Raw genomic sequence first — 25,790 nt, 5'->3', positions numbered from 1 at the left:
ATTGGCCTATGCACAGTTGCGCGCGTGTTTGAAGCTGGGGCTATGGACATCACAACACCAACTCAGCCCATCCGTACGCCCGGCGATATCCTCGCCAATATTCCAGGAATCCTCGGATTCTTTCCCACCGAATCAGTCATCCTCATCTCCATCCAACCCAGCCCACGCGGATACAGCATTGGACCAGTAGCCCGCCTCGATCTGCACGATGTGCCTGGTGCCCTGCACGAAGTGATGGAAGCGTTTCACTGCGGAAATCCCGAAATCAACTTCTGCTTCGTGCTCTCCCAACGCGAGGAGGGAGAGCTCTGGGACATTCTGCAGTCTCTTTACCATTTCCAAGACCGGACAGGTATGGGCATCGATGCCTGCTGGCTGGCCGAAGAACTATCCACCGATACCGCTTACGACCTCATCTTTGGCCACGCCACAGAAAGCGGCGAGGGCCCGCTGCAGAATTGGATGGAAGGAACCATACCCGCCATCTCGACGAGCCACACGATGCGCGCCTGCGTAAATAATGGCATGCTTCCGGAACTCAGCCGCCACGACATGGTGCAGCGCTTCAAGGACCCGAACCCATACTTTGGGGAAGAAGAGATTAGGGCCATGGAGCGATGCGCCGAAGAGATTGCCCGCCAATTGCGCGCCGGGCACGGATACGGCACCACAGATCCAGTGCAGGTGGTCAAACACCTCATCGCCGATGTGCGCTATGTGCTCAGCGAGGTCGAATCGCTGGAGGAAACCCTAGAAAATGAAGAATTGTTGTGCGTGGCAGCCATGTGGATGTCTACCACCTGGACCCGTGACCTAGTCATTGCGGAGCTCGTCTCCGCACCGCAGGAAGCAGGAGACCTGTTATTGGCGGTAGCCCGTACATTCCAGGGGTCTATTCGCTATAACGCCCTAGCTTTATATGCTGCTAGCCAGGTGTCCCACGAATTCGGAATTTATGCCGGTCCGGCGCTTTCCGTAGTGGTAGAAGAGGCGCCCCATCACAATTTGGGGCGCCTCATAGCGCAGGGATATCGCAGCGGCATGGGAAAGCGGTTGGTCTCCAGCCTATGCCATGGCTGCGAGCTAGCCCGCGAAGCGGCGGGGCTCCACGTCGACAGCCCCGCCTAACACGCTCGGCGTCTAGGACCGCTTTGCGGAATGTGCCTTATCACCAAGCTGTCGGGTGAAGTTCCACGCGTCGGTGACGATGGTTTCGAGGTCCGTACGGGTGGGATTCCACCCGAGTTCCCGCTGAATCTTCTCAGAGGAAGCGATGAGCGTAGCTGGGTCGCCCGCACGGCGCGGGGCCACCTCAGCCGGAATGTCGTGGCCGGTGACCTTGCGGCACATCTCGATGACTTGCTTGACGGAGTACCCATCGCCAGAACCCAGGTTGTAAATGCGGTGGGTGCCAGATTCATTGGACTCGAGGGCAAGCACGTGGGCGTCAGCTAGATCGCGGATATGGATGTAGTCACGCACTGGGGTGCCGTCTGCGGTATCCCAGTCATCGCCGAACATGAAGATCTTATCGCGGTGGCCCAAAGCAACCTGCAACACGATGGGGATGAGGTGGGTTTCTACCTCGCGGTTCTCGCCAATATTTCCGTAGGCGCCAGCCACATTGAAATAGCGCAGCGAGGTAGCGCCCAGGCCGTAGGCGTGGGCAAAGGACGTGATCATGTAGTCGATGGCCAGCTTGGTCGCACCATAAGGATTGGTGGGCTGGGTCGGCATGTCTTCCGTAATCGGGACCTGGTCGGGCTCACCGTAGGTTGCAGCGGTGGAGGAAAAGACGAGGTTTTTGACGTCGTTATCCCGCATGGCATTAAGCAGCGTCAGGGTAGTAACGACGTTGTGCTGCCAGTACTCATCAGGCTTTTCCACGGATTCGCCCACCAAGGAGCGCGCAGCGAAGTGAATGACGCCTTCGAAGCCACCTTCGCCCAAGACCTCGGCAGCCTTGTCCGCGACATCGCCCTCGATGACGCGGGCGGCTTCCGGAACGGCCTCATGGTTGCCAGTGGAGAAATTATCGATGATGGTTACGTCATGGCCTTGTTCGACTAATACTGCGGCGCAGACGCTGCCCACGTAGCCGGCGCCACCTGTGACAAGAAGCTTCATGGTTATACCTCCACGCGCACAGCGTGCGCCAAATCGTCGGAAAGCACGACGCTGCCGCCCTCAGGCGTCGACAGTGTAATCGTGCCGCTGTTATTGACCACGGACACCTTCGCGCCCACACGAATGCCGGCATCGGTGAGCTCTTGGAAGGTGCCATCATCAACCTGCAGGATTTCATTGACCTGTATGACGGTAGCGGAGACTTGCTCGCCATTGGGGAGGTCGACCGCGCGCGTGCCTTGATCCGGCTGCGGAACATCGAAGCCAAGCGCAGACAGCGCCGGAATAGGATTGCCAAAAGGCGACCGCGTCGGATCGTCGAGAACAGCGACCATGCGCTTTTCCACCTCTTCGCTCATCACATGCTCCCACCGGCAGGCCTCGTCGTGGACCTTGGCAATGTCGAGCCCCAGGACGTCGGTAAGCAAACGCTCTGCCAACCGGTGCTTGCGCATGACTGCGGTAGCTAGGTCGCGGCCCTTGTCCGTGAGATCCAAACTGCGGTCGGTGCGCACGTGCAAAAGGCCATCGCGCTCCATGCGAGCTACAGTCTGAGAAACCGTAGGCCCAGATTGCTCCAAACGCTCCGCAATGCGGGCGCGCAGGGGAGTGATGCCTTCTTCCTCTAGCTCGTAGATGGTCCGCAGATACATCTCCGTTGTATCAACTAGGTCCCTCACGTGGGCATACCTTTCTGTGTGAATACAGTTACGCGGCTATAGTCCCGCCCAAGAACGGGAAAGCGCTTTCTAGACTCTGCAGTCCAGATTAGCCTACCTAAGGCTTGGCTCGCCGCTAGGAACCAAGCCGATGCCTTATCAACGCCAAAACCCGAGCCCATGGCGGTACGTTGCCAAATGGGCCCGGGGAGAGGGTGTGCTGCCGAATACAGTAGGCGTGGATTACAAAGCGTACTCGCGCAGGCGATCGGCGCGGTTGCCATCGCGCAGCTTAGCCATGACTTCGCGCTCAATCTGGCGTACACGCTCGCGCGAGAGGCCGAAGCGGCGACCAATCTGATCCAAGGTGCGCGGAACACCATCATCGAGGCCGTAGCGCAGGCGGATGACGTCCTGCTCGCGCTTTTCCAAGGTGTCAATCACACCGCGGATATCGGAGTGGCGCATAGAAGCGACGACCGCAGTTTCAGCATCGGTAGCTTCCGCGTCTTCGATGAAGTCACCCAAAGGAGCTTCTTCATCGGTACCTACCGGCATATCGAGAGAGACCGGATCGCGCGACTGGCGCAGCAGCATCTCAATCTTGTTCTCATCAATACCGGATTCTTCCGAAAGCTCCTCGTTGGTAGCTTCGCGGCCCAAGGATTGATACATCTCGCGCTTAATGCGGGAAAGCTTGTTTACCTGCTCCACCAAGTGGACTGGGAGGCGAATGGTGCGGGACTGGTCAGCCATGCCGCGGGTAATCGCCTGGCGGATCCACCACGTGGCATAAGTGGAGAACTTGAAGCCCTTGGCGTAATCGAACTTCTCCATTGCGCGGATAAGGCCTAGGTTGCCCTCCTGGATGAGGTCCAGCAGTGGCATACCGCGGCCGGTGTAGCGCTTTGCCAGCGAGACGACGAGGCGCAGGTTGGCTTCGAGCAGGTGGGAACGCGCCTTCTTGCCTTCGCGGGCGAGAATCTTCAGGTCACGCTTTTCTGCGCGGGTGAGCTTTTCTGCGTTATTGAGCTTGTACTCCGCGTACAGTCCAACCTCGATGGCTTGAGCGAGTTCTACCTCATCTTCCGCGCTGAGCAGTGCGGTCTTGCCGATGCCGTTGAGATAAACGCGGACGAGGTCGGCAGAAGGATTATCGTTGGTTTGGTTGCGGCGAGATCCGCGGTCTACTTCCTGTTCTTCATCAGTAGTGGCACTTGAAGTGCCTTTGGCGGTGGTGGCAGATGTCTTCGTCATAGTGAAGCCTCCTGAATTTGTCGCCGGTTTCACAAAGTACAACGGAGTCTTTAGCGATTTAGTTCCCGGTGCGTAGAGAATTATTAAAAACAGTTGTTCCCCGTGGAACAAATCCACCTTTTCGGGGGAGAGGTACCACGGGGAACGGTTACGGGCTGCGAATAGCTTGGAGTGTGGAACTACTATCCGCGCACCTGGACGAGGTAGCGGTAGATAGTCGGTTCAGATACGCCTAGGCGCGTCGCTGCCGCGGCAATTCCGCCTTTAAGAAGGAAGAATCCTGCATCCTCAAGGTCAGAGACCACTTCGAGTCGCTCCTCGCGCTGCATGCGAGGTACTGGCGTGCTCTGGTTAGAAATTGCGGAATTCAACATGGAATCTAGAAGGTGCTCCACGTTGGAACGCAAAGACTCGCTGACTTCTTCTTTCTCTGGCTCCTCTTCCGCAGCCTCGTCTTCTGGAACCGGGTCTGGTACCGCGACGGGTCGCTGCGGCTGCTCTTCCGTGCCGGGGTAGCCGCCGAAGGCCTTTGACTTATCAAATGCGGGATCATCGGCGTTGCCGATAAGTGCGGCTGCAGCATCGCGAATGTGTACCAACTCGGAGACATCGACATTGATGCACAGCATGCCGCGCATATGGCCGGAGTCGTCTCGGATGAAATAACTAGAGGAGCGGCAAATTTTGCCTTCCGCATTAACGGCGCGGTAGCCGGTCATCATGGGGATAGATGCGGAATCGCCTTGTTTCATAAACCACAGAGCGAAATCGGTCACGGGGCCGCCTAGCTGCCGGCCAGAGATGTGGCCGTTGGCGATGGCCATGATGGATTTATCGGGAACGTCGAGATCGTGCAGTACAATTTCGGTGTTTGGGCCCATTGCCTTACCGAGGAATTCGACGAGGGGAATGTACTGCTCGAGGAAATTTTCTTCGGAGGCACTGCCGCTAGGGAAGTTCATTAGCTGAAGCATGTCCTTTAATTCCTGTCAGTTTATAGAGAAGATATCACACGGAAGCGAATAGGCGGAAGGGGGAGTAGCGCCAAGAAAGCCGGGTGAACACAAGCGGCTTAGCGCTGTGCTCACCCGGCTCATCGCTTCTCTACAGGGTGGTCTCTATCCACACACCGGAACTGGTGGGTGAACTGCTAGGGCCAGGCCACCTTGTGAGGTTTCCCTGTACTTGGCGTTCATATCCTTACCAGTCTTGTACATGGTCCAGATGACTTCGTCCAAAGAGACACACGGCTTGCTCTCGCGCTCCAGCGCCATGCGGGCGCTGGTGATGGAGTCAACGGCCGCGACGGCATTGCGCTCAATGCAGGGTACCTGAACCTGTCCAAGGACTGGGTCACAGGTCAGGCCTAGCTTGTGCTCCATGCCAATTTCTGCTGCGATGCATACCTGCTCTGGGGTAGCGCCCATGAGCTGGGCGAGACCGCCAGCAGCCATGGAGCACGCTACACCAACCTCACCCTGGCAGCCGACCTCAGCGCCAGAGATGGAAGCGTTCATCTTGTACAGGGAAGCAACCTGGTTGCAGGCGAAGATGTAGTCAGCAAACATCTCGGTGGTGACGGGCTCAACGAACTTGTCGTAGTAGGCCAGTACCGCCGGGACAACGCCGCAGGCACCGTTCGTAGGTGCGGTAACTACGCGGCCACAGGATGCATTCTCTTCAGAGATAGCCAGTGCGAACATGTTGACCCAGCTGAGGATGTTCAGGCCATCGTGCGGTTCGGACTGCTCTAAGCGGCGCTTCAGGGCAGCGGCGCGGCGCGGGACAAGCAGGGAACCAGGCAGCGGACCATCGGAGGAGGAGCCGCGCTCGATGCCGGTGTACATGACATCACGGACCTTGCGCAGGTGCTCGTTGACCTCGTCTTCCGAGCGCAGGGCCAACTCGTTGGCCAAGCCAAGCTCCGGAAGGGTCATGTTGTTCTTCTCGCACAGCTCGAGCATCTCTGCGGCGCTAGCGTACGGGAAGGGGATATCAACCTTCGCGTCCGTGCGCTTGGCAAAGTCTTCCTGCTTGACAATGAAACCGCCGCCGACCGAGTAGTAGGTCTTGTGCAGGATGTCTTCGTCGCCGGCGAAGGCGATAAGACACATGCCATTTTCGTGCATCGGGAGGTATTCGTCGTGGAAGAAGAAGCCGTTGTCCTTGGGGAATTCCACCTCGCGGGAGCCGCCCAGCATGAGCTTCTCGCTGCTGCGGACGTTCTTCATGAACTCGGAGATGCCGTCGATATCAACGGTCTCTGGCTCTTCACCGGCGAGGCCGAGGAGGATGGCCTTGTCGGTGGAGTGGCCGATGCCCGTGAGGGAGAGGGAGCCGTACACATTTGCCTGAACTCGAGTGACCTTGTCAAAGAGGTCCTTCTCCTTGAGTTCGTCCACGAAAGCCTTGCCGGCCTTCATTGGCCCAAGGGTGTGTGAGCTTGAGGGGCCGATACCAATCTTGAACATATCGAAGATGCTGATGAACATTGTTCTTTCCTTAAATCCTTTGCGATTTTCTCGTCTGCGGCGGTGCTTAGAAGGCCTGGACGATGGAGTAGATGATGGTTGCTAGGGCGACGAGGCCCATGAAGAAGACGAAGTAGTTGGAAGCCTTGCCCTTGTAGCGCTTCAGAGCTGGGACCTTGTGGATGGCGACCATTGGGATGATGAAGAGCATGATGGCAATGGTCGGGCCACACAGGGTTTCAATCATACCCAAGATGGATGGGTCAGCCCAGGCGACGAGCCAAGCGGTGACCAGCATGAAGATGAGGGTGATGGTATCGAGCTTGTGGGCGGACTCTGCGTCGTCCTTGCTTGCGTTCTTGCTGCCCTTGATGACGAGGCCTTCGAAGCCTTCGGCTGCGCCGAGGTAGTGGCCGAGGAAGGACTTAGCAACTGCAATCATGGCGATGACTGGGGCAATCCACTGGATAAGTGGGTTATCGAAGTGATTGGCCAGGTAGGACAGGATGGTGATGTTTTGTGCCTTAGCTTCCGCCATGTCAGCCGGGGAGAGGCTCAGAGCGGTGGAGAAGACGAAGAACATAACCACGACGACCATGAGGATTTCTGCGCGGAGCAAGGTCTTGCGGGACTTGGCCTCAGCGAACTTGCCGTAGGTCTGGCGGCGGTCAACGGCGAAGGAGGAAATCATCGGGGAGTGGTTGAAGGAGAAGACCATAACCGGAACCAGCAGCATCAGGGTAACGCCCATGCTGTGGCCAGAAGCCTCGCGAGCAACGTTGAGGTCGAAGGAATCGAAGAGCGCGGTATTCCACTTCGGGATGAGGTAGAGGGAAAGCAGAACCAGGATGCCGATGAATGGGTATACCAAATAGGACATGACGTGAACCACGACGTCCTTGCCCATGCGCACGATCAGGATGAGGCCGCCTACCAGCAAGAGGGAGGTGAGCCAGCGGGCCGGAGGAGTAATTCCGAGCTGGTGCTCCAGGAAGGAGTTGACCGTGTTGGTGATGGTGACCGAGTAGACCAGCAGGATGGGGTAGACCGACAGGAAGTACAGGATGTTCATCAGAACGCCGGCCTTCTTGCCAAAGTGTTCCTCGACGACGTCCGTGAGGTCACCGTCTGGCTTGGAGCTGGAGAGCACCAAGCGGGTCATTCCGCGGTGGGCCCAGAAGGTCATTGGCAGTGCTACCACCGTCATGATGATAAGCGGGATGATGCCACCGATGCCGGCGTTAATGGGAAGGAAGAGGACGCCGGCGCCGATTGCGGTGCCGAACAGGGAGAGCATCCATACGGTGTCTTCCTTATTCCACTTCGGTGCACCCTCCTGGCCATCAAACGGGGTGTCAATGCCAGGGGCTGGTGCGGATTCCTTTGATGCGGGAGCTGCCTTGGAGGCCTTGAGATCCTCAGGCATCTCACCCTGGTTTTCTGGGTGCTGGGCTTTGTTGCGCCGCTTGATTGAGTGGGACATTTTCTTTCCTACATCTAGTTGGTCGGCCGAAGCGTTTGGGCTTCTGCAACTATGATTGAGAAAAATTTTCTCACTCAATTTTGCGTTTGTAGGATTTTGAGAATCTATCTCGCATCCTGCATATCCAGCCCTTTTGCTTCGCTGTGCCTTCAGTATAGAACAAAATCTTGCAGAGTGATAATAAATTATTGCACTGCGAGTAGGGCATTTCTCACTCTCTGAGAATTTGCATTCCCCAGTGCTTTATGGCTTGCTCTACACAAAATCCGGGAAAGTGGTTTGGGTCACGGAATCGTTTGTAAAAGGGCCTGCTTAACACGATTTTCAGATCTCGTGAGCCGGAAATAGAGGGTGCGAGCTAGGTCTCTACCAAGACGGTGAAAGGTCCTTCGTTCACAGAAGAAACGCGCATTTTAGCCCCGAATTGGCCTGTTTCAACTGACACGCCGCGTTCCCTGAGGTTCGCAATAATCGCCGCGATGACCGGTTCGGCCTCGGGTCCTGGGGCGGCATCCGCCCACGAAGGGCGCCGTCCTTTGGCGGTGCGGCCGTACAAAGTAAATTGGCTCACCACAAGTACGGGCGCTCCGGCGTCAATGACTGAGACTTCGCCATCAAGAATGCGCAGTTCTGCAATCTTGCGTGCCATTTTCTCAGCGCGGGGCTGCCAATCATCCATATCCTCGCGCGAGACCCCAACTAGAGCGAGAAGACCACCGGTTTCGGGGCAATCGATGGCTCCTACGGTTTCTCCATCGACGGTCACTGTGGCCTCTGATACCCGAGTCAAAACTGCGCGCATGGTTTACTTCTCCTTATATAACGAGTGGGGGACAGTGTGGATCTAGCTGAGGTCCAGCGAATCGGTCTCCAAGAGGAGATCAGCGGGGATAAGCAGGCCATGTCGGACCATATCGATCACGGCGGGTAGGGCGGCAGCAGTAAGTTCTGCTTCGTCGAATCCATGTGCCGCCGCATACAAGCCGATGGTTTCTTCAAGGTTCAAGCCCTGTGGGCTGAGACCGGCGACAATGGCAGCGATGTGTTCATCTACTTCGTGGCTCCAGCGCGGACCGTCGGTGCGAGTAAGACGTAGAGCGGCCCGAGTAAAGCCCTGGCCCAATTCCGCATCTGGGGTGCTGATATCTTCGCGTGCCAGCCCCGGGCGTACCTGGAAGTGCTTTCCCTGTAGCTCGCCGGGTACGAGGTCGCGCAACCACGCCACGCGGGCAAAGTATTCTTCTACTTCAGGTCCAAGTGGGTCGCTAAAGGCCTGCGGCATATCTTCGGCCAAGATATCGGCAGGTTCATCGTCGCCGATGCGTTGGATAGCGACAAATCCAAAGCCAATGCCATTGACCTCATGTTGCTGGAAATGTTCCAGCCAGGCGCGTGAGCGCTCTTGTCCTTCAGAGGAGCGTACATCCAAGGATTCGTCCTCGAGCCAGGTGGACACATAGAGTGCGGGATCGGCTACGTCGCGCTGAATGATCCAGGCAGCAATTCCTTTGTCCGGCAGCCAGGAAGCAACGCGTTGTTGCCAGGTCTCGCCGCTGGTGTGTACCCAAGCGGCCAGAAGGTGAGCCGTTCCGCCGGGGGTTAGGTGGTCGGTGGCCCGAGAGACAACCAGCTCGCTGGCACCGTCCAGATTTAACCCGGAATCGCGGTAGACGTGGCCAACTTCGGGAAGGCCAACAACAAAAGGTGGGTTAGCTACGAGGCGGTCAAAGCGGCGGCCGGCTACGGGGTCGAACCACGAACCTTGCAGCAATTCCACTTTCTCGCTATCGCCAGTAGCGGCAATGGTAGCCTCGGCCAATTCCAACGCACGCTCATGCACGTCGGTGGCGGTAATCTTTTCAGCGCAATCGAGCTGCCCCAGCAATTGGACGCCCGAGCCAGTGCCTAGATCTAAGACGCTGCCCACTGGGCTTACTGGCGTGGATTGCAGCAGGGAGAGGCTTGCCGCGCCAACGCCAAGCACATGGTCTGGGCCAGGTACGTGGTCGACCAAGGAGGCGTCGACGTCGGAGAAGATGAGACGGTTGGCGCCAACGATGGTGTGGGGGCGGATATCGAGGGCGATGTAGGCCTTGCCATGGGCGTCGGCAAGCGCAACATTGGCATCGAGCAACTGGGTAGCCAGGCGCGCGCCTACCGCCTCGCCCAAAAGCGTGGCCGGCAGGTGTTCATGCAGGAGGAAGAAGCGGATTAAAAGATCCAACTGAGATTCGCTGTGCGCGGCGAGCGCAACTGGTGCTGGTTCGCCGCGGAAGAGGGCCTCGGTAACTTCCGGACCTAGGTGCCCGGCTACGCCATCGGTAGTAAAACCGGCGGCGGTAAAGACGTCGGAAAGCTCTGCGGCCAGCTTGGCTAGCGCGGAGGCATCAAAGTCGGGGCCAAAAGCGGTCGTCATATAAGCAGGAATCCTTTACTCTTCTTCGTGATCAATGATGTCGTGGTGTGCCTCAATAGGCCGGGCGGTGCCGCCGGATACCTGTGGGGCGTGGGTCTGGCTATAAAGCTGCCGGTTCATGGCTGGCTTGTACACGTTTTTCTCGCGCTTATCCTTCTTTTCTCCCCGGCCGTTGCCAATCACCACGGCTATCCAGGGGAGGGGAAATGTCACGCCGACAATGATGGCGGCTAAAAGCCACCAATGCATATAAAGGAAGAAGCCGGCGATGAGCAGGGAAGGAACGCGCAAAAACTGAAAGATTCCGTACCGAATTTCGCGGCGCTTGCGGTCCTGGCCAGGCGAGAGCTTGGCATCTGTGATGAGGTAGCGCTCTTTTTTGCCAAACAACCTAGACTCGGCTCCCCTCGTGCGCGTCGGCGTTCCCTCGATAAGGGGAGAGGGGCGCAGTGGCTGGCGTGCATGACGTGTACATGTTCTCCAAGGGTAGCCGCCTGACTCGCAAAGTTCGATGCCGATGCGGCAAAATGGAGTGCGTGACTACGACTACGAAGACAATTGAACGGCCAGATATTCGTGAAGACACTTCGACGACGGATAATGACACGCCGAAGTTCTTCCACTACGTCAAAAAGGATCACATCCTCGATTCCGCGGTGAACGGCAAGTACGTCGTTGCGCTGTGCGGCGAAACTTTCCCGGTGACCAAGCAGGCAAAGCCGGGTTCTCCGGTATGCCCCGATTGTGAGCGTGTGTATAAAGGTCTGCGCCGCAAGTGAGGACTTTTAAAAAGACTAACCTTCGCGCCTGGCAGCAATCCGCCCTCGATAAATTCCTCGCCACTAAGCCGCAAGACTTCATGGCGGTGGCGACCCCGGGCGCCGGAAAGACTACCTTCGCACTGCGCATTGCCACCGAGCTCATGGAAGACCGTACGGTCGAGCGCGTAATCGTGGTGGTGCCTACCGAACACCTCAAGACCCAGTGGTCTAGCGCTGCCGCGCGCGTTGGTCTGGCTCTCGATCCGGCGTTTAGCAATTCCTCCGCCGTTAATCCCTCCATGGACGGCATTGTGGTGACTTATGCGCAAGTGGGTATGCACCCCTTCAAACACCGCGCGGTGGCCTCGGCTCGGCGCACTTTGGTGATCCTGGATGAGATTCACCATGCAGGCGACGCCAAGAGCTGGGGCGATGGCGTCAAGGAAGCCTACGACGATGTCAATCACCGCCTGGCCTTGACCGGTACGCCTTTCCGCTCCGATGACTCGCCCATTCCATTCGTCCAATACGTGGACGATGGGGAGGGGCACAAGGTATCCCGCTCGGACCATACCTATGGCTATGGCGATGCGCTTGCCGACGGCGTCGTGCGCCCCGTTGTCTTTCTTTCTTACTCTGGCGAAGCCCGCTGGCGCGACTCGGCCGGCGAGGAACATGCAGCCCGTTTGGGCGACATTATGAATGCGGAGCAAACCGCCCGAGCGTGGCGCACCGCCTTGGACCCCAAGGGTGAGTGGATCCCTGCTGTGCTGCAGGCGGCGCATACCCGCCTGATGCAAATGCGGCGCAATATGCCGGATGCCGGCGGCCTGGTGCTGGCTTCGGATACGACGACCGCACGCGCCTATGCCAAGATCCTCAAGCAGCTTTCCAATACACCGGTGTCGGTGATTTTGTCTGATGATCCCGGCTCCTCGGACCGCATTCAGGAGTTTTCTAAGTCCACCGATGAGTGGATGGTGGCAGTCCGCATGGTGTCCGAGGGCGTCGACGTCCCGCGCCTAGCGGTGGGCGTTTATGCTACCTCGGCATCGACCCCGCTCTTTTTCGCCCAGGCCATCGGCCGCTTTGTGCGCTCGCGCATGCCGGGCGAGACGGCATCGGTTTTCCTTCCTTCGGTTCCTGTCCTGCTGGGCTTGGCCGAAAATATGGAAAAGTCCCGCGACCACGTCTTGGGTGAAGAAAAGCCCGACAAGGAAGGCTGGGATGACGATCTGCTAGAGCAGGCGAATCAGAAAAAGACCGAACCAGACATGCTGGAGAAGTCTTATGAGTCGCTTGGTGCTGAAGCAGAGTTTTCGGGACTGCTCTACAACGGTTCTCAGTTCAATACCGGGGATATGACCACCGATGAGGAAGCGGACTTCCTAGGTATTCCCGGGCTACTGGATGCGGACCAAGTCAAAGATTTGCTGCGCAAGAAGCAATCCGAAGAAATGGACCGCCGCGAAGCGGAGGAAAAGGCGCGGCGCGCTGCTGAGGCGGAGGAAGCTCACCGCCGCAAGCTCTACGGCATGGACTATGCGCCGGCCTCACGGAAGAAGTCTATGGAGTCTGAGTCCAGCGACACCGGAGTTGTCGATGAGCTAGGCCAGCTGCGCAAAGAGCTCAATACGGTCGTCTCCATCGCTGCCCAGCGCTCGGGCCGCCCTCATGGTGCTATCCATACCGAGGTGCGCAAGGCCTGTGGCGGCCCGCCCACCGCGCTGTGCAATGCCGAGCAGCTGCGCGAGCGCATCGAATACCTGCGCAAGTGGTAGAACGGCCATGGTGGTTAGAGAGTAGTTACACAGAAAGCCCGCACCGAAATTGGTGCGGGCTTTCTACGTTTCTGCAGCTGCAGCGATTAGTCGAGGTAGTCGCGCAGAACCTGCGAACGAGATGGGTGGCGCAGCTTCGACATCGTCTTGGACTCGATCTGGCGAATACGCTCGCGGGTCACTCCGTAGACTTGGCCAATCTCGTCTAAAGTGCGCGGCATACCGTCGGTCAAGCCGAAGCGGAGGCGAACCACGCCGGCTTCACGCTCGGACAGGGTAGTCAGCACGTCTTGCAGCTGATCCTGCAGCAAGGTGAAGGAGACGGCGTCGACCGCAATGACGGCCTCGGAGTCCTCGATGAAGTCACCCAACTGGGAGTCGCCTTCGTCACCGATGGTCTGATCCAAGGAAATGGGCTCGCGGGCGTACTGCTGGATTTCGAGCACCTTCTCCTCGGTGATATCCATCTCCTTCGCCAGCTCCTGCGGGGTAGGCTCGCGGCCCAAGTCCTGCAAGAGCTCGCGCTGGATGCGGCCCAGCTTGTTGATGACCTCCACCATGTGCACTGGGATGCGGATGGTACGAGCTTGGTCAGCCATGGCGCGGGTAATGGCCTGGCGGATCCACCAGGTGGCGTAAGTGGAGAACTTATAGCCCTTGGTGTAATCGAACTTCTCCACCGCGCGAATAAGACCCAAGTTGCCTTCCTGAATGAGATCCAAGAAAGCCATGCCACGGCCGGTGTAGCGCTTCGCCAAGGAAACCACCAGACGCAGGTTGGCCTCCAGAAGGTGGTTCTTGGCCTTGCGGCCATCGCGGGCGATGCTGCGCAGGTCGCGCTTTTCCATGGGGGAGAGCTTGGCGGCCTTATCGCCTTCGGCGCGGGCCTTTTCCATCTCATCCATGCGGTGCTGTGCGTACAGGCCAGCCTCGATGCGCTTGGCCAGGGAAACCTCTTGCTCGGCGTTGAGCAGGGCGACCTTACCAATCTGCTTGAGGTAGGCGCGGACGGAGTCAGCAGAGGCGGTCAGCTGCGCATCCTTGCGTGCCTGACGCAGCGCAGCGGACTCTTCCTCGTCCCAGACGGAAGAGGAGTCTTCCTCTTCTTCCTCATCGTCGTCGTCCAAATCCTCTTCGAGGTCATCGTCCTCGAGGTCTTCGCCAGCGTCGAAGTCATCATCGTCTTCGATGTCCGCATTGGTGGGATCGAAGTCGACGTCTTCGTCGTGCTCGTCCTCCTCGAGCTCCTCTTCTGCTTCCGGCTGTGCCTGCTTTTCGGACTCGGCTGGGGATTCCTGCTTCTTTGCCGCGGATTTGCGGACCGTCTTCTTAGTGGCCTTTTTGGCAGACTTCTTAGTGGTCTTCTTGGCCGACTTTTTGGCGGTCTTCTTCGCAGTCTTCTTGGCTGTTTTCTTAGCGGTCTTTTTGGCCGTCTTCTTAGCCGTCTTTTTCGCGGTTTTCTTTGCCGTCTTCTTGGCGGTCTTCTTTGCAGGAGTAGATGCCTCAGCGGCGTTTTCGCCCTCGCCGAGTGCCTGGTCTGAAGATTCAGTGGCTGCCACGTACGCCCTTTCGACTAACTTCTTGATTGAAACAGCTCAGTGCGCCCTAGTGGGGCGCTCGTGCATCAGTGTGATGTTAACGCGTTGTGGCCTTAAGCAGGCCAGACACGCCCTAGAGCTATTTAACTTAGGATCGACCGCCCAGTATAGAGGATCTTTCCAATCTGCCGGTGGATAGGGTCACCTGCAGTGCGTAAATACTACGGTTTCAAACCGTCTACCGCCGCCATCGCAGCTCCGACAATTCCCGCGCGATTGCGCAGTTGTGCAGGCATGACGGGGGTTTCAATATCAAGGTGTGGGCCCCACTTTTCAAACTTGCGGGAAATCCCACCCCCAATGAGGAAGGCCTGCGGGTTAAAGAGCTTTTCATATTCCGCGAGGACCTTGTTGAGTCGCTTAGTCCACTGCTTGTATTTGAGTTCCTCGCGGTCCTTCACGGCCGAGGACGCAATTTTCTCAGCCTCGTCATCGCCCACCGTGAGGTGCCCCAGTTCGGTATTAGGGAACAACTGGCCGTCCAGGAAGAAGGCCGAGCCGATACCGGTGCCGAGGGTTAGGAAGATAACGGAGCCCTGCTTGGCGATGTCCTCTCCGTAGGCAACCTCGGCTAGTCCCGCCGCGTCGGCGTCGTTAAGCACGGCAAAATCCGCATCCAGGTAGTCCGCGAAGAGCTCTGTGGCGTTGACCCCAATCCAGTCCTTGGAAATATTTGCCGCAGTCTCGACTTCCTGGTTGCGAACCACGGAAGGCAGGGTGATGCCAACGGGGCTGTCCCACTGCTTTTCCTGCACGATTTGGGCTACTACCTTGGCAACTTCATGCGGCGTAGACGGCTGTGGGGTGGCGATCTTCAAACGCTCGCCCACGAATTCGCCGGTGGCAAGGTCCACCTCAGCGCCTTTAATGCCGGAGCCTCCGATATCGATGCCAAAGGAATGGCCAGAAAGAGTAGTCATGCCCGACAGTCTAGAAGAAGGCACAATAGTTGGCATGACTGAGCAGATCGATTTTCTCCAATTGCGGGATTTTGCCGTTTCTACCGCCACGCGCGCTGCGGAATTAATTACTGCGCGCCGCGCAGAACTAGTCGCAGGTGACGGCATCGCGGCGCATACCCACACCAAGTCCAGCGACGTAGATCCCGTAACGGAGGTCGATACCGCGACAGAGGAGTTCATTGCCACCACCATCCGCACCCAACGCCCCGGGGACGGAATTTTCGGCGAAGAAGGCGCCAATGTGGAATCGACCAGTGGCGTTACCTGGATTGTCGATCCGATTGATGGCACCGTGAATTTCCTCTACGGGGTGCCGGACTACGCCGTATCCATTGGTGCGGAATACCAAGGGCACCTCGTAGCTGGCGCGGTGGTCAACGTAGCACGCGGGCGCACCTATGCTGCCGCAGCCGGCCAAGGCGCCACGGTCACCGGCCCAGACGGAATTGAGCACGCACTGCGGTGTGGCCAGACACAAGATACTGCGTTGGCCTTGGTAGCAACCGGATTTGGTTACGAAGCTGACCGGCGTGCAGCCCAAGCCGAGCTTCTCACCAAGCTTCTGCCTAATGTGCGTGATATTCGCCGCATCGGCGCTGCCGCGCTCGACCTATGCCGTGTGGCAGAGGGAACCGTTGATGCCTACTTTGAGCACGGCATCAATGCGTGGGACTTCGCCGCAGGGGCAATCATTGCTCGCGAGGCAGGTGCGGTAGTGCGCCATCCAGGCTTTGATAAAGGCTCCGCCGACGGTGAACTTACCTGGGCCGCGGGGGCAGATTTGGCCCCCGCATTCGAAAAGCTTTTAGCAGCGCACAGGGCCACGGACGCGCTGCGGGGGTAATAGTTTCCCACGCCGGCAAGCGGTGAGATGACATCTAGCCATTTGTGCTTTACTATGCGCGATCGATAAATACCCATTCCTTAAAGCAACTTGACCATTAGGGGCGTGCATTATGGCCACCGATTATGACGCACCGCGCCGGCGCGCGGAAGATGAACTCGAAACTGACTCCCTAGAAGGACTCAAAGCCGCTGAGAGCGATAACAACGGCATGGACGATGACGGAGAAATCGTCGAAGCCTTCCAGCCGCCATCAGTAGACCTCACGGGCGAGGAGCTTAATGTTGAGGTAGTTCCACGTCAGGAAAATGAGTTTACCTGCGGCTCGTGTTTCCTGGTGCAGTCCAATAAGCGTTACTCCCACGAAGAGGACGGCCAGCCAATCTGCAAGGATTGCGCCTAAAGGAATACGCAGCAGAAACGAAACCCCGCACTTGGCAATTTTCTACGTGCCGAGTGCGGGGTTTGCTGTTGCAGCCACCACATTCTCTGTGGTGTGCGAAGTCAATAAAGATTAGTGCTGTTCCGGAACGAAAGCGTGGAGCAAAGCCTCCGGATCCTTCGAGGCGATGAGCCAATAAGGAGTATCGTCCTCTGGATCATTGAGCACCATCATGGCGTGCTCATCCACCCAAGCGTGGGAGACCAAAAACGCCGCGGGATCGAACTGCGGGCCCAGGGCATTGCGCCGCGCAGATTTGGGAACGGTGATAGACCGCGAGACGACGTCGTTAGGCAATTGGGCATCTTTGACCGTGAGCCAACGCGTTCCGTCCGGGTCGCGCTCTACCTTGATGACTGTATTGGACCAGGTAATAAGTACCCACACGGCGATAGCACCAAGGAGGATCGCGGGAATAATGGTCCACCACATGGAGCGATTGAGGCCGGCGGTAGCGGAAGTAAGCCCCACGATGGCGGCTGCAAAAAGCCAAAAGTACCAAGGGACCCATTGGCGTTCGCGGTACAGCACCTGAGGAGCCACCGTGCCCTGTGCCGAAGCGGCGCTTGACGGTGCCGGAGTTGCGGAAGTAGCAGATGTATCAGACACGTCTAGTCAGTCTAGTCCACACGCGCCGCAGAATGAACCTCCCAAGGCAGGTAGGATTGGCCAGGTGACTGACTCGATTCCGCATTCTCAACCAGAAAGCCCCTTTGGGGACGTTAAAGTCAAGCGCCTGGATAAGGAGCTTCCGTTGCCGCACCGTGCCCACCGTGGTGACGCCGGTGCGGACCTCTACGCAGCCGAAGCTCTTACCCTGCAACCCGGCGAGCGCGCCCTCGTCGGCACCGGGATTGCCATTGCGCTGCCACTAGGAACGGTCGGTTTAATTCACCCGCGTTCCGGACTAGCCGCCAAGCAAGGGCTTTCCATTGTCAATACCCCGGGCACGGTAGATGCCGATTACCGCGGGGAGATCAAGGTCTGCCTCATCAACCACGACCGGCATACACCCATTGAGATCGAACGCGGCATGCGCATCGCTCAGCTCGTGGTCCAGCGCGTAGAGCTGGTGGGGTTTGCTGAGGTTGAAGAATTGGATGACACCGTCCGCGGAGCCGGCGGCTATGGCTCTACCGGTGTGTAGTTAAAGCAGTAGAGAATCAACGAAACTTTTAGAAAGGACATAGCACCCATGGGAATCTGGCCCTTTGGCAAGAAGAACGACGAAGAAAAGAAGGCTCAGGAAAAGCCTGCAGCCCAAAGCGAAAAGCCGGCGGACCCCAAGTCCGCGGATACAGAAGCGCAGGAAACTTATGCTCCAGTAGGCGACACCGCAGCAGATGCCGCGGCGGCTTCTGGCAATGAACCCCGCGAATTCGCCCATGATGCCATCAATGGCCAGACCGGCCCCTTTGACGGCGACTCCGTCGATATCGAGACCTTCGATTTCAGTGACTTTTCCATCGGCGTATTAGATCTGGGGTCCCTGCGCATTCCACTGCCAAAGGAATCCCAGGTACAGGTGGAAATGGGCGAACAGGGCCCACGAATGCTGCACATCGTGACCAAGGTAGGCCGAATTACTCCCGTAGCCTTTGCCGCCCCACGTAAGCCAGGCCAGTGGGCAGAATCCGTGGAGGAAATCAAGGAGGGCATGAGCCGCGACGGACTTACCGTTACTACCGAGCCAGGCCCTTGGGGTGCTGAGGTCGTGGGCAAGAACGACAACGGTCAGGTCCGCGTCATCGGTGCAGACGGTCCGCGCTGGATGCTGCGCATGACCCTGGCCGCGCCGGCCGGCATGGAAGCAGACCTCGCAGACATGGCTCGCGAGGTGGCCGCCCGTACCTTCGTCTACCGCGGGGAAGACCCCATCTTGGCGGGAAATGCTTTGCCGGTCATCATGCCCGAGCAGCTCGTAGAGCAGGTCAAGCAGGCCATGGACCAGCGCCAGCAAGAACAGCAGGCAGCCGCTAATGCTCAAGACCACCCAGAAAACGGAGTGGGCGGCCCCGACCCTGCGGCAGAAGCAGAGGCGGAACAACACTTGCGCGATTTGGGCGGTACCCCACAACAGGGTGAGAATGGATCGTCCCCGCAGAATCCCGATGAGGGCTCTGCACCTAATTCCAAGAACTAGGCAAAGCAGTAAACCACGTGACACATTCTTCCTCGCCGCAACCTTCCCCGGACGCTAAGAACCTGGACTCTGAGGAGTCTGCTGCCGAACCCACCCTGCTGGAGCAGATGGGTGGCTTATCAGGGCTCGTGTCGGCCACCTTGCCAGTCATTGTGCTGATTCCCATCAATAACTTCTTTGGGCTGGGGCCAGCCTTGGCGGCGGCGCTCGGCGTGGCCGTTGTTATTGCACTCTGGAGGGTAATCCGTAAAGAGACCCTGCAGCCAGCCATATCGGGTCTGCTGGGAGTCGCACTATGCGCTGCCATCGCCTGGTTTACCGGTGATGCTAAAGGGTATTTCTTGTACGGCATCTGGATGTCGTTGGCACTGTGCATTGCCGCGGTACTATCAATCCTTTTCCGGTGGCCCGCTGTGGGCGTCATCTGGAAGGGGATTAATGGCGAGGAAATGCAGTGGCAAAAGGTTACCGAGGCGCGCCGGGCTTATGCCATCGCTACCGGCGGGTGGGCGGTCATCTTCCTGGCCCGCTTTGTTATTCAGCGCGCCATTTATGATGCGGATGCAACCACTGCCTTAGGGGTGACCCGAATCCTGATGGGGTGGCCATTGACGCTTCTGGTTACGGCGCTAACCGTGTGGATGGTGCGCCGCGCGGATGCAGCCGTTGACGCAGCGGCGGGCACAGGTGAGCACACTAACGCAGAACAAGAACAAAAGTCTGAGGCAGAAAATGACTGAATCAACGATGAGCCGCGGCGATAGTCTTGAGGTCACCATTGACCGCATGGCGCACGGCGGGGAAGGAATTGGCCAGGCGTCGGATGGGCGAGTGGTATTCGTTCCTCGCGCTTTTCCCGGCGACGTCGTAAAGGCTACGGCCGGCCGTGTAAAGAAGTCGTTCATTAAAGCGGAACTGGAAAGCGTACTAAGCCCAGGGCCGCTGCGCGTACCATCGTCTTGTCCTGCGGCCGCGCAAGGAGCTGGCTGCTGTGATTTCGCCGAGCTGGATCCAGCGGCCGAAACCGGAATCAAGGCAGAGATCTTGTCGGAGCAGCTGCGCCGCACCGGCGTTGTCACTGGCGAGGAACTGAACATTGAGCAGCACACCCTAGAGCCGGTTCGGGGATGGCGCACGCGGGTGAGGTGGGGTGTCGACAAGCAAGGGCGCGCCGGAACCCGTCAGCGTCGGTCCAATGAGCTTGTTACGGGCGCTGCCTGTACACAGCTGGCTCCGGGATTGGCAGACGGGCTCGTTGGAGAAGGTGCGCGCCGGTTTACCCCAGGTGCTGAGGTCATCGCCGTTCTCGATGGCGAGGGCAACCGCCACGTGGTAGAAACCCGCAAGGCCCCACGCGGGCGCCGCGTGGAGACCATCCGTGAGGTGGTAGAAGGCAGCGGCAAGGTGCACGAGCATGTCGACGGGCGGACGTTTAGCTTTCCTGCTACGGCCTTTTGGCAGGCCCACAGCCAGGCACCGGCGGCGTATACCGAATTAATAGCGGAGTGGCTCGGGGAGCGCGAGTACCAAGAGCACACCGCCTGGGATCTCTACGGTGGCGTTGGCCTATTTGTTCCCGCACTGGCCCATGCCGTGCAGGGCAAGGTTATCTCCGTGGATTACTCGCTGGCGGCTACGGCCGGGGAACAGGCCGCCCTTGCGGACTGCGATGTGGAAGTAAAGTCCGCGAAGGTCGAGCAAGTCGCCGCCCAGCTTTCCAAGCCTGGCGCTGTAGTCCTTGATCCGCCGCGCACCGGAGCAGGGGAGGATGTGATTCGTTCCGTGGCGGCCGCTGCACCCCAGACGGTCGTTCACGTGGGATGTGACCCCGCCACCTTCGCGCGCGACTTGGGATACTGGAACCAGCACGGATACGGAATAGAAAAGATGGCGCTGATTAACGCGTTCCCCGGAACGCACCACTTTGAAACGATTGCGCTCATTACCCCTGCCTAATGAGCTTTTATGGCTCCGAGGCGGGGTGCGGCACGTTGCCGCGCCGTTCTCGGAACATTGACCGATATAATATTCACCGCCCGCCGCGGGTACGGTAGAAAAGAAGAACTAAGCACAGAAGGAGTTGAAGGCCGCTCCATGACTATCTTGGATACCATTAACTCGCCGCAGGACCTCAAGGTGCTGTCTGCAGACAAGCTTGAGGAGCTGGCGGCAGAGATTAGGCAGCGCCTCATTGACAAGGTCTCCGTCACGGGCGGACATCTGGGGCCTAACTTGGGCGTGGTGGAATTGACCATTGCGTTGCACCGTGTATTTGATTCTCCGCGTGAGCCCATTATTTTTGACACTTCGCACCAGTCCTATGTGCATAAGATGTTGACGGGGCGCACGGATCAATTCGATACCTTGCGGCAAAAGGACGGCCTTTCGGGGTATACGGACCGCGGCGAATCCGAGCATGACTGGACCGAGTCCTCCCACGCTTCGGCGTCGCTGTCTACGGTCGATGGCTTGTCTAAGGCCTTCAAGATTCGCGGCGACGGTCACCGCAATGTCATCGGTGTTGTCGGCGATGGTGCCCTTACCGGCGGCATGTGCTGGGAGGCGTTAAACAATATCTCTGAAGACAAGGGCCGCAATGCGGTCATCGTGGTCAATGACAACGGCCGTAGCTATTCGCCCACTATCGGTGGCATTTCCGAAAACCTAGGCCGTATCCGTTCCCAGCACGGTTATGACGAGCTCATGGAACAGGGTAAGCGCCGCCTGAAGCAAATGGGGTGGGTAGGCGAGCGCGCCTTTGATGCCTTGCACGCCATGAAGGAAGGCGTCAAGTCCACCGTCTTGCCTACCGAGATGTTTCCAGAACTGGGCATGAAGTACATCGGCCCCATCAACGGGCACAATATCGATAGCTTGGTGCATGCCCTGACTTATGCCCGCGATTATGACGGGCCCATCATCGTGCACGTGGTTACCGAAAAGGGCCACGGTTTTGCCCCGGCCGTCAATGAGCCGAAGGACCAGATGCACTCCACCGGTGCTATCGATCCGGTCACCGGTGTGGCAAAGGGCACCAAGCAGCCTGGCTGGACGGCCGCCTTTTCAGAGGAGCTGGTAGCCGCTGCCGAAAAGCGCGATGACATCGTTGCCATTACGGCTGCTATGGCCGGACCAACTGGGCTCGCTCCCTTCCAAGAGCGCTTCCCAGAGCGGTTCTTTGATGTGGGAATTGCCGAGCAGCACGCAATGACCTCTGCCTCTGGTTTGGCGCTCGGCGGGATGCACCCCGTCGTGGCGGTATATTCCACCTTCTTAAACCGGGCTGTGGACCAGGTCATTATGGATATTGCGCTGCTAAAGCTGCCGGTAACCATCGTGCTTGACCGCTCCGGGGTTACCGGTTCCGATGGCGCTTCGCATAATGGCGTGTGGGATATGGCGCTCATGAGCATTGTGCCGGGAATGCATATTGCTGCCCCGCGCGATGGCGCGCGTCTGCGGGAGCTCTTCCGTGAGTCGCTAGAGATTGAATCTGGCCCGTCCGTGGTCCGCTTCCCTAAGGGCAACCTGCTGCCGGATATGGAAGCGGTGGATACGTTGGGCGATGGCGTAGACATCCTGCACTATGGCGAAGCCGATGCCGGCGAGGACACCCCTGAGGTACTCATCGTGTCCATCGGTGCCATGTCCGCGCGCAGCATCGAGGCTGCGAAGCTGCTGGGCGAGCAGGGCGTGAACGTTACCGTTGTTGACCCGCGTTGGGTAGCGCCGGTGGCAAGCTCTGTGGTGGCTCTCGCCGCTGACCACGACTTGGTGGTTACGGCAGAAGACGGCCTTGTTCGCGGCGGTATTGGCTCCATGATTTCGGAAGCCCTCAGCGCAGCCGAGGTCGATACTCCTGTGCGCCGACTCGGCGTTCCGGGTTACTTCCCTAAGCACGGCTCTCGCGGCGAGGTTTTGGAAGAGTTCGGGTTGACGCCGGAGCTTATGGCGGCGTCGATAAGCGAGTGGCTAGAAAACCTCACCGCTGATGCCAACGCGCGAGGAGAAGAGAGCTAAACCTAGCCTGCTAAATAGAGCCTAGAATAGACCGTCCACGATAATCGGGGCGGTCATTTCTATTTGCCATTCGCGCGCGCCCTCCGCGCGGAGGAAGGCAGCGACGTCGCCTGGCTGCCGGATGGCGCCGGCGACAGAATCAGCTCCGCGGTGGCGCTTATCGGCGCGCACACCTACCTTCGCCCATACCGCTGCACGCAAAGCGGCAGGGCGGATAAGGAGTTCGGATGTCATACCGAGTTCAGTGGCGAGATCGGCGATGTCCGCGCGGATGGTTTGGTATACCTCCCATAGGTCCGGGTAGTCCTTGGCCCAGATGGTTTTGGAAGGAACCGGTTGTGGGGCGCGGTGGACGCGAGGCCGCTGCTGCGGGGGAACGGCGCGCGCCTGGTGAAGCACAGCCATCCACTGGGCGGTCGCGCCCTTGCGCCGGCGGGGAAATCCCTTGACTCGGGCAAGATCGCCGGCGGTGGTGGGAAGGGCGCGCGCAATTTCTACCAGCGTCTTATTCCCTAATACCCGGCCGGGCGCAGTATCTGTGCGCCGAGCGATAGCGTCACGCTTGAGCCACAGCGCCCGAGCAGCGGCGAGCTGACTGCCGCTGCGCAAACTGGAGATGCCCTTAAGATCGCGCCACGTGTGCGGCTGGGGAGCGAAGTCTCCGGAATGTTCCTGGACTATGGTGGAAAATTCCTCTAAAGCCCAGTCCATCTTGTCTTGTTCGGCCAAAATGTCGCGCAGGGCGTCGGCTAGCTCGAGGAGCAGTTCCACATCGAGCGCGGCGTATGCCTTGAGTTCCTCGCTGAGCTGCGGGGTGGACCAGTCGGCGTCGCCGTAGCCCTTTTCCAATTCGACGTCAAAAAGCTTTGCGACCATAGTGCCCAGATTGGGCCGTTCAAATCCCGCGAGCCGCGCCGCTAGTTCCGTGTCAAAGATAGAGCCAGGAAATAGACCGAGCCACCCGAGGCAAGGCAAATCCGAATGGGCGGCGTGAATAATCCACTCCGTGCCGTTGAGCACTGGGGCAAGGGCGGTCGTGAGCTCCTCGCGGTGGCCCTCAGGGGCAAAAAGCATCGTGCCCGCGCCGCGGCGGCGAATTTGCACTACGAAGGCGCGATCATCGTAGCGATAGCCGGAGGCGCGCTCGGTATCGATGGCAAAGGGGCCCGTACCCGCGGCGAGGCGGGCTGCGGCAGCGGTGAATTCCTCCGGGGTGGCAAGAACCGGCGGGATGCCCTCGAGCGGCCGGCTGCGCAATTCTGGCATATTAGCGGCCGAGCTCGGTGACGCCCTCAGGGGGTAGTCCGGCAACGTTGGCCAATACCTGGGCAAAGGCCTGCACGTGGGGTGCGAGATCGAGGCCTTCGGCAGTCCACGAAGCGCGCATTTCGATCTGGTAGGCGCGCGGTGGCCCGCCAATCTCGCCAAAACGCACGGACGCGGTGGAAGTGACGGTGCCGCCCAAATTCGTGTGGCCGGCCCCTTCCTTTTCTAAGCCCTCGTTGAGCCACTGCCACGCCACATCGGGCAAGAGTGGATCGCCGGCTACGGCATCATCCATATCCGCCTGGATATAGGCCACAAGGCGCATGGCGCCCTCCCAAGCTTCCTCGGCGCCTGGATCGTGGAGCAGGATGAGGCGACCAAAGGCGTCACCCTCTGCATCGGTGGGCACGATATCTGGGTTATCTTCGTTTCCCACCTCGAGGCCGATTGCGTGGCTAAACGGCGCAAGGCGTTGCGGTGGGCGAATGGAGCCTAGGGTTATCTCAGGGCGCAGGTCGGCCGCGTGCATGGACTCCACTGCTTGGGTGAAAGCGGCGGGGGTAGCTGGCTCGTGGCTTTCCGCCTGCCCGTGCAAAGGGGTGGGGGCGGAGGCCTCGGCGCTGCGTGGGGTGGTCGATTCGGAATTGCTCACGACGTTCAAGCTATAGTTTCGCGTCCTCTAGCTGGGGGAGGCGCGCCGATGCGCGGGCGTGTCGTCCTCCTTAAGGCCGAGAAGTGACAAGGTTTCATATCCAACTTATGATGGATATGTTCGTTAACCCAAAGGCTTCTGCAAAGGAGAACGCAATGGCGAAGCTTGATTACAAGGAACTCAACGCGGTTCAGCAATATTCCCAGCACGCAGTTTTTAAGGTGATCCCGGGCGCGCTCGGCACTGAGCGAGCGGAGATTATCGCCCAAGCGCAGGAGTTCTTTGCCGGCGTGGAAAAGGCCGGGAAGGTAACGGTGCGCGGCATTTACGACCTCACGGCTATGCGCGATTCCGCTGACTTTATGATCTGGTGGCACGCCGAGGAATTCTCTGACCTGCAGAAGGTCTTTGGGGACTTCCGCCGCGAGACCACCCTGGGCCAGGTAAGCGAAGTGACCTGGGTGGGCAATGCCTTGCACCGTCCAGCAGAGTTCAATAAGTCCCACCTGCCATCCTTCATCATGGGTGAGGAGCCCAAGGAGTGGATCTCGGTGTACCCCTTCGTGCGCTCTTATGACTGGTACACCATGGATGATGAAAAGCGCCGCCGCATCCTCATGGAGCACGGTATGCAGGCGCGCGACTACCCCGATGTGCGTGCAAATACCGTCCCAGCCTTTGCCCTGGGTGACTACGAGTGGATTTTGGCCTTCGAGGCGGATGAGCTCCACCGCATCGTCGACCTGATGTACCTGATGCGCTACACCGAGGCCCGCCACCACGTGCGCGAGGAGATTCCTTTCCACACCGGTCGCCGCGTCAAGGACGTAGCAGAGCTCATCGCAGTTCTGCCCTAAAAGTAACGCCGCCCAGCAGTAGCCCTGCTTGGCGACGTCCCCACTTAGCCG

25 protein-coding genes are annotated in these 25,790 nt (G+C 58.8%); 11 read left to right on the top strand and 14 right to left on the bottom strand.

Annotated elements, in window-relative coordinates:
* Window positions 1-42: 42 nt before the first annotated feature.
* Window positions 43-1,128, top strand: a complete 1,086-nt coding sequence (locus ACKFRX_RS07645) for a DUF4192 domain-containing protein (protein ID WP_408922132.1) — start codon at window positions 43-45, stop codon at window positions 1,126-1,128.
* A 12-nt stretch (window positions 1,129-1,140) separates the two neighbouring features.
* Here the strand turns inward: ACKFRX_RS07645 and galE are convergent, their stop codons facing one another.
* The 9 genes from galE to ACKFRX_RS07600 all read right to left on the bottom strand — a co-directional run bounded on the left by galE (window position 1,141) and on the right by ACKFRX_RS07600 (window position 10,803).
* The gene (gene galE / locus ACKFRX_RS07640) at window positions 1,141-2,127 is read right to left on the bottom strand and encodes a UDP-glucose 4-epimerase GalE (protein WP_200435547.1); all 987 of its coding nucleotides are present in this window, start codon (window positions 2,125-2,127) and stop codon (window positions 1,141-1,143) included.
* A gap of 2 nt (window positions 2,128-2,129) precedes the next feature.
* The gene (locus tag ACKFRX_RS07635) at window positions 2,130-2,807 is read right to left on the bottom strand and encodes a metal-dependent transcriptional regulator (RefSeq protein WP_005328577.1); all 678 of its coding nucleotides are present in this window, start codon (window positions 2,805-2,807) and stop codon (window positions 2,130-2,132) included.
* A 222-nt stretch (window positions 2,808-3,029) separates the two neighbouring features.
* Window positions 3,030-4,043 (bottom strand): sigma-70 family RNA polymerase sigma factor, encoded by a 1,014-nt coding sequence (locus ACKFRX_RS07630; RefSeq protein ID WP_005325073.1) that lies wholly within the window; start codon window positions 4,041-4,043, stop codon window positions 3,030-3,032.
* Between the two features lie 182 nt (window positions 4,044-4,225).
* Window positions 4,226-5,017: a transcriptional regulator gene (locus ACKFRX_RS07625; protein WP_408927614.1), complete on the bottom strand. Its 792-nt coding sequence runs from the start codon at window positions 5,015-5,017 to the stop codon at window positions 4,226-4,228.
* A gap of 144 nt (window positions 5,018-5,161) precedes the next feature.
* Window positions 5,162-6,535 (bottom strand): L-serine ammonia-lyase, encoded by a 1,374-nt coding sequence (locus ACKFRX_RS07620; protein WP_408927613.1) that lies wholly within the window; start codon window positions 6,533-6,535, stop codon window positions 5,162-5,164.
* Window positions 6,536-6,581: 46 nt separating this feature from the next.
* Window positions 6,582-7,940 carry an HAAAP family serine/threonine permease gene (locus tag ACKFRX_RS07615; protein WP_408928275.1) on the bottom strand — a complete coding sequence of 453 codons (1,359 nt, stop codon included), beginning with the start codon at window positions 7,938-7,940 and terminating at the stop codon, window positions 6,582-6,584.
* A gap of 415 nt (window positions 7,941-8,355) precedes the next feature.
* Window positions 8,356-8,799: a D-aminoacyl-tRNA deacylase gene (gene dtd / locus ACKFRX_RS07610; protein ID WP_005325066.1), complete on the bottom strand. Its 444-nt coding sequence runs from the start codon at window positions 8,797-8,799 to the stop codon at window positions 8,356-8,358.
* A gap of 42 nt (window positions 8,800-8,841) precedes the next feature.
* Entirely contained in the window at window positions 8,842-10,413 is a 1,572-nt protein-coding gene (locus ACKFRX_RS07605) for a methyltransferase (protein ID WP_408927612.1), read from the bottom strand.
* A gap of 15 nt (window positions 10,414-10,428) precedes the next feature.
* Window positions 10,429-10,803 carry a DUF3099 domain-containing protein gene (locus ACKFRX_RS07600; RefSeq protein ID WP_086587548.1) on the bottom strand — a complete coding sequence of 125 codons (375 nt, stop codon included), beginning with the start codon at window positions 10,801-10,803 and terminating at the stop codon, window positions 10,429-10,431.
* Window positions 10,804-10,940: 137 nt separating this feature from the next.
* On the opposite strand from ACKFRX_RS07600, the gene ACKFRX_RS07595 reads away from it, so the two are divergent.
* Window positions 10,941-11,192, top strand: a complete 252-nt coding sequence (locus tag ACKFRX_RS07595) for a DUF3039 domain-containing protein (RefSeq protein WP_005325062.1) — start codon at window positions 10,941-10,943, stop codon at window positions 11,190-11,192.
* Window positions 11,189-12,955, top strand: coding sequence for a DEAD/DEAH box helicase (locus ACKFRX_RS07590; protein ID WP_408927611.1), 1,767 nt, complete (start codon window positions 11,189-11,191; stop codon window positions 12,953-12,955). Before ACKFRX_RS07595 ends, ACKFRX_RS07590 begins: the two co-directional genes overlap by 4 nt.
* A gap of 86 nt (window positions 12,956-13,041) precedes the next feature.
* Here the strand turns inward: ACKFRX_RS07590 and ACKFRX_RS07585 are convergent, their stop codons facing one another.
* Window positions 13,042-14,514 (bottom strand): RNA polymerase sigma factor, encoded by a 1,473-nt coding sequence (locus ACKFRX_RS07585; protein WP_005325028.1) that lies wholly within the window; start codon window positions 14,512-14,514, stop codon window positions 13,042-13,044.
* A 200-nt stretch (window positions 14,515-14,714) separates the two neighbouring features.
* The gene (gene ppgK / locus ACKFRX_RS07580) at window positions 14,715-15,473 is read right to left on the bottom strand and encodes a polyphosphate--glucose phosphotransferase (protein ID WP_408922593.1); all 759 of its coding nucleotides are present in this window, start codon (window positions 15,471-15,473) and stop codon (window positions 14,715-14,717) included.
* Here ppgK and ACKFRX_RS07575 point away from each other — a divergent pair.
* Together ACKFRX_RS07575 and ACKFRX_RS07570 are read left to right on the top strand one after the other, a co-directional pair.
* Entirely contained in the window at window positions 15,472-16,359 is an 888-nt protein-coding gene (locus tag ACKFRX_RS07575) for an inositol monophosphatase family protein (RefSeq protein WP_150851638.1), read from the top strand. The two genes, ppgK and ACKFRX_RS07575, sit on opposite strands and share 2 nt — an antisense overlap.
* A 112-nt stretch (window positions 16,360-16,471) precedes the next feature.
* The gene (locus tag ACKFRX_RS07570) at window positions 16,472-16,762 is read left to right on the top strand and encodes a DUF4193 domain-containing protein (RefSeq protein ID WP_005325023.1); all 291 of its coding nucleotides are present in this window, start codon (window positions 16,472-16,474) and stop codon (window positions 16,760-16,762) included.
* A gap of 111 nt (window positions 16,763-16,873) precedes the next feature.
* On the opposite strand, the gene ACKFRX_RS07565 is transcribed toward ACKFRX_RS07570, so the two are convergent.
* Window positions 16,874-17,410 carry a DUF3093 domain-containing protein gene (locus ACKFRX_RS07565; RefSeq protein ID WP_370633374.1) on the bottom strand — a complete coding sequence of 179 codons (537 nt, stop codon included), beginning with the start codon at window positions 17,408-17,410 and terminating at the stop codon, window positions 16,874-16,876.
* Between the two features lie 64 nt (window positions 17,411-17,474).
* On the opposite strand from ACKFRX_RS07565, the gene dut reads away from it, so the two are divergent.
* From dut to dxs, 5 genes are all read left to right on the top strand, one after another.
* Complete coding sequence (dut, locus tag ACKFRX_RS07560) at window positions 17,475-17,948, top strand: dUTP diphosphatase (protein WP_200435696.1); 474 nt, start codon at window positions 17,475-17,477, stop codon at window positions 17,946-17,948.
* A 48-nt stretch (window positions 17,949-17,996) separates the two neighbouring features.
* Complete coding sequence (locus ACKFRX_RS07555) at window positions 17,997-18,944, top strand: DUF3710 domain-containing protein (protein ID WP_408927610.1); 948 nt, start codon at window positions 17,997-17,999, stop codon at window positions 18,942-18,944.
* Window positions 18,945-18,961: 17 nt separating this feature from the next.
* Window positions 18,962-19,684, top strand: a complete 723-nt coding sequence (locus tag ACKFRX_RS07550; protein ID WP_408927609.1) for a DUF3159 domain-containing protein — start codon at window positions 18,962-18,964, stop codon at window positions 19,682-19,684.
* A complete protein-coding gene (locus ACKFRX_RS07545) occupies window positions 19,677-20,900 on the top strand; it encodes a class I SAM-dependent RNA methyltransferase (RefSeq protein ID WP_408927608.1) in 1,224 nt (407 codons plus the stop codon). Before ACKFRX_RS07550 ends, ACKFRX_RS07545 begins: the two co-directional genes overlap by 8 nt.
* Before the next feature lie 138 nt (window positions 20,901-21,038).
* On the top strand, window positions 21,039-22,964 hold the full coding sequence (gene dxs, locus ACKFRX_RS07540; RefSeq protein ID WP_408922140.1) for a 1-deoxy-D-xylulose-5-phosphate synthase: 1,926 nt from the start codon (window positions 21,039-21,041) through the stop codon (window positions 22,962-22,964).
* A gap of 21 nt (window positions 22,965-22,985) precedes the next feature.
* On the opposite strand, the gene ACKFRX_RS07535 is transcribed toward dxs, so the two are convergent.
* On the bottom strand, window positions 22,986-24,230 hold the full coding sequence (locus ACKFRX_RS07535; protein ID WP_408927607.1) for an HRDC domain-containing protein: 1,245 nt from the start codon (window positions 24,228-24,230) through the stop codon (window positions 22,986-22,988).
* Window position 24,231: 1 nt separating this feature from the next.
* Entirely contained in the window at window positions 24,232-24,891 is a 660-nt protein-coding gene (locus ACKFRX_RS07530) for a DUF3000 domain-containing protein (RefSeq protein WP_005325015.1), read from the bottom strand.
* Between the two features lie 146 nt (window positions 24,892-25,037).
* On the opposite strand from ACKFRX_RS07530, the gene hemQ reads away from it, so the two are divergent.
* Window positions 25,038-25,739, top strand: coding sequence for a hydrogen peroxide-dependent heme synthase (gene hemQ, locus ACKFRX_RS07525; protein WP_204608795.1), 702 nt, complete (start codon window positions 25,038-25,040; stop codon window positions 25,737-25,739).
* Window positions 25,740-25,790: the final 51 nt, after the last annotated feature.

The sequence above is a fragment of the Corynebacterium tuberculostearicum genome, from assembly GCF_046097465.1.
Lineage (GTDB): Bacteria > Actinomycetota > Actinomycetes > Mycobacteriales > Mycobacteriaceae > Corynebacterium > Corynebacterium tuberculostearicum_I.
Note: the sequence above shows the minus strand (reverse complement) of the source record. Positions and strands in the feature narration are given on the sequence as shown.

Excerpts from the sequence above, each read along its gene's own strand:
- ACKFRX_RS07645 (WP_408922132.1), top strand. The coding sequence starts at position 43 with ATGGACATCACAACACCAACTCAGCCCATCCGTACGCCCGGCGATATC.
- galE (WP_200435547.1), bottom strand. The coding sequence starts at position 2,127 with ATGAAGCTTCTTGTCACAGGTGGCGCCGGCTACGTGGGCAGCGTCTGC.
- ACKFRX_RS07630 (WP_005325073.1), bottom strand. The coding sequence starts at position 4,043 with ATGACGAAGACATCTGCCACCACCGCCAAAGGCACTTCAAGTGCCACT.
- ACKFRX_RS07625 (WP_408927614.1), bottom strand. The coding sequence starts at position 5,017 with ATGCTTCAGCTAATGAACTTCCCTAGCGGCAGTGCCTCCGAAGAAAAT.
- ACKFRX_RS07620 (WP_408927613.1), bottom strand. The coding sequence starts at position 6,535 with ATGTTCATCAGCATCTTCGATATGTTCAAGATTGGTATCGGCCCCTCA.
- ACKFRX_RS07615 (WP_408928275.1), bottom strand. The coding sequence starts at position 7,940 with ATGCCTGAGGATCTCAAGGCCTCCAAGGCAGCTCCCGCATCAAAGGAA.
- dtd (WP_005325066.1), bottom strand. The coding sequence starts at position 8,799 with ATGCGCGCAGTTTTGACTCGGGTATCAGAGGCCACAGTGACCGTCGAT.
- ACKFRX_RS07605 (WP_408927612.1), bottom strand. The coding sequence starts at position 10,413 with ATGACGACCGCTTTTGGCCCCGACTTTGATGCCTCCGCGCTAGCCAAG.
- ACKFRX_RS07595 (WP_005325062.1), top strand. The coding sequence starts at position 10,941 with ATGGAGTGCGTGACTACGACTACGAAGACAATTGAACGGCCAGATATT.
- ACKFRX_RS07575 (WP_150851638.1), top strand. The coding sequence starts at position 15,472 with ATGCCCGACAGTCTAGAAGAAGGCACAATAGTTGGCATGACTGAGCAG.
- ppgK (WP_408922593.1), bottom strand. The coding sequence starts at position 15,473 with ATGACTACTCTTTCTGGCCATTCCTTTGGCATCGATATCGGAGGCTCC.
- ACKFRX_RS07570 (WP_005325023.1), top strand. The coding sequence starts at position 16,472 with ATGGCCACCGATTATGACGCACCGCGCCGGCGCGCGGAAGATGAACTC.
- ACKFRX_RS07555 (WP_408927610.1), top strand. The coding sequence starts at position 17,997 with ATGGGAATCTGGCCCTTTGGCAAGAAGAACGACGAAGAAAAGAAGGCT.
- ACKFRX_RS07545 (WP_408927608.1), top strand. The coding sequence starts at position 19,677 with ATGACTGAATCAACGATGAGCCGCGGCGATAGTCTTGAGGTCACCATT.
- dxs (WP_408922140.1), top strand. The coding sequence starts at position 21,039 with ATGACTATCTTGGATACCATTAACTCGCCGCAGGACCTCAAGGTGCTG.
- ACKFRX_RS07535 (WP_408927607.1), bottom strand. The coding sequence starts at position 24,230 with ATGCCAGAATTGCGCAGCCGGCCGCTCGAGGGCATCCCGCCGGTTCTT.
- hemQ (WP_204608795.1), top strand. The coding sequence starts at position 25,038 with ATGGCGAAGCTTGATTACAAGGAACTCAACGCGGTTCAGCAATATTCC.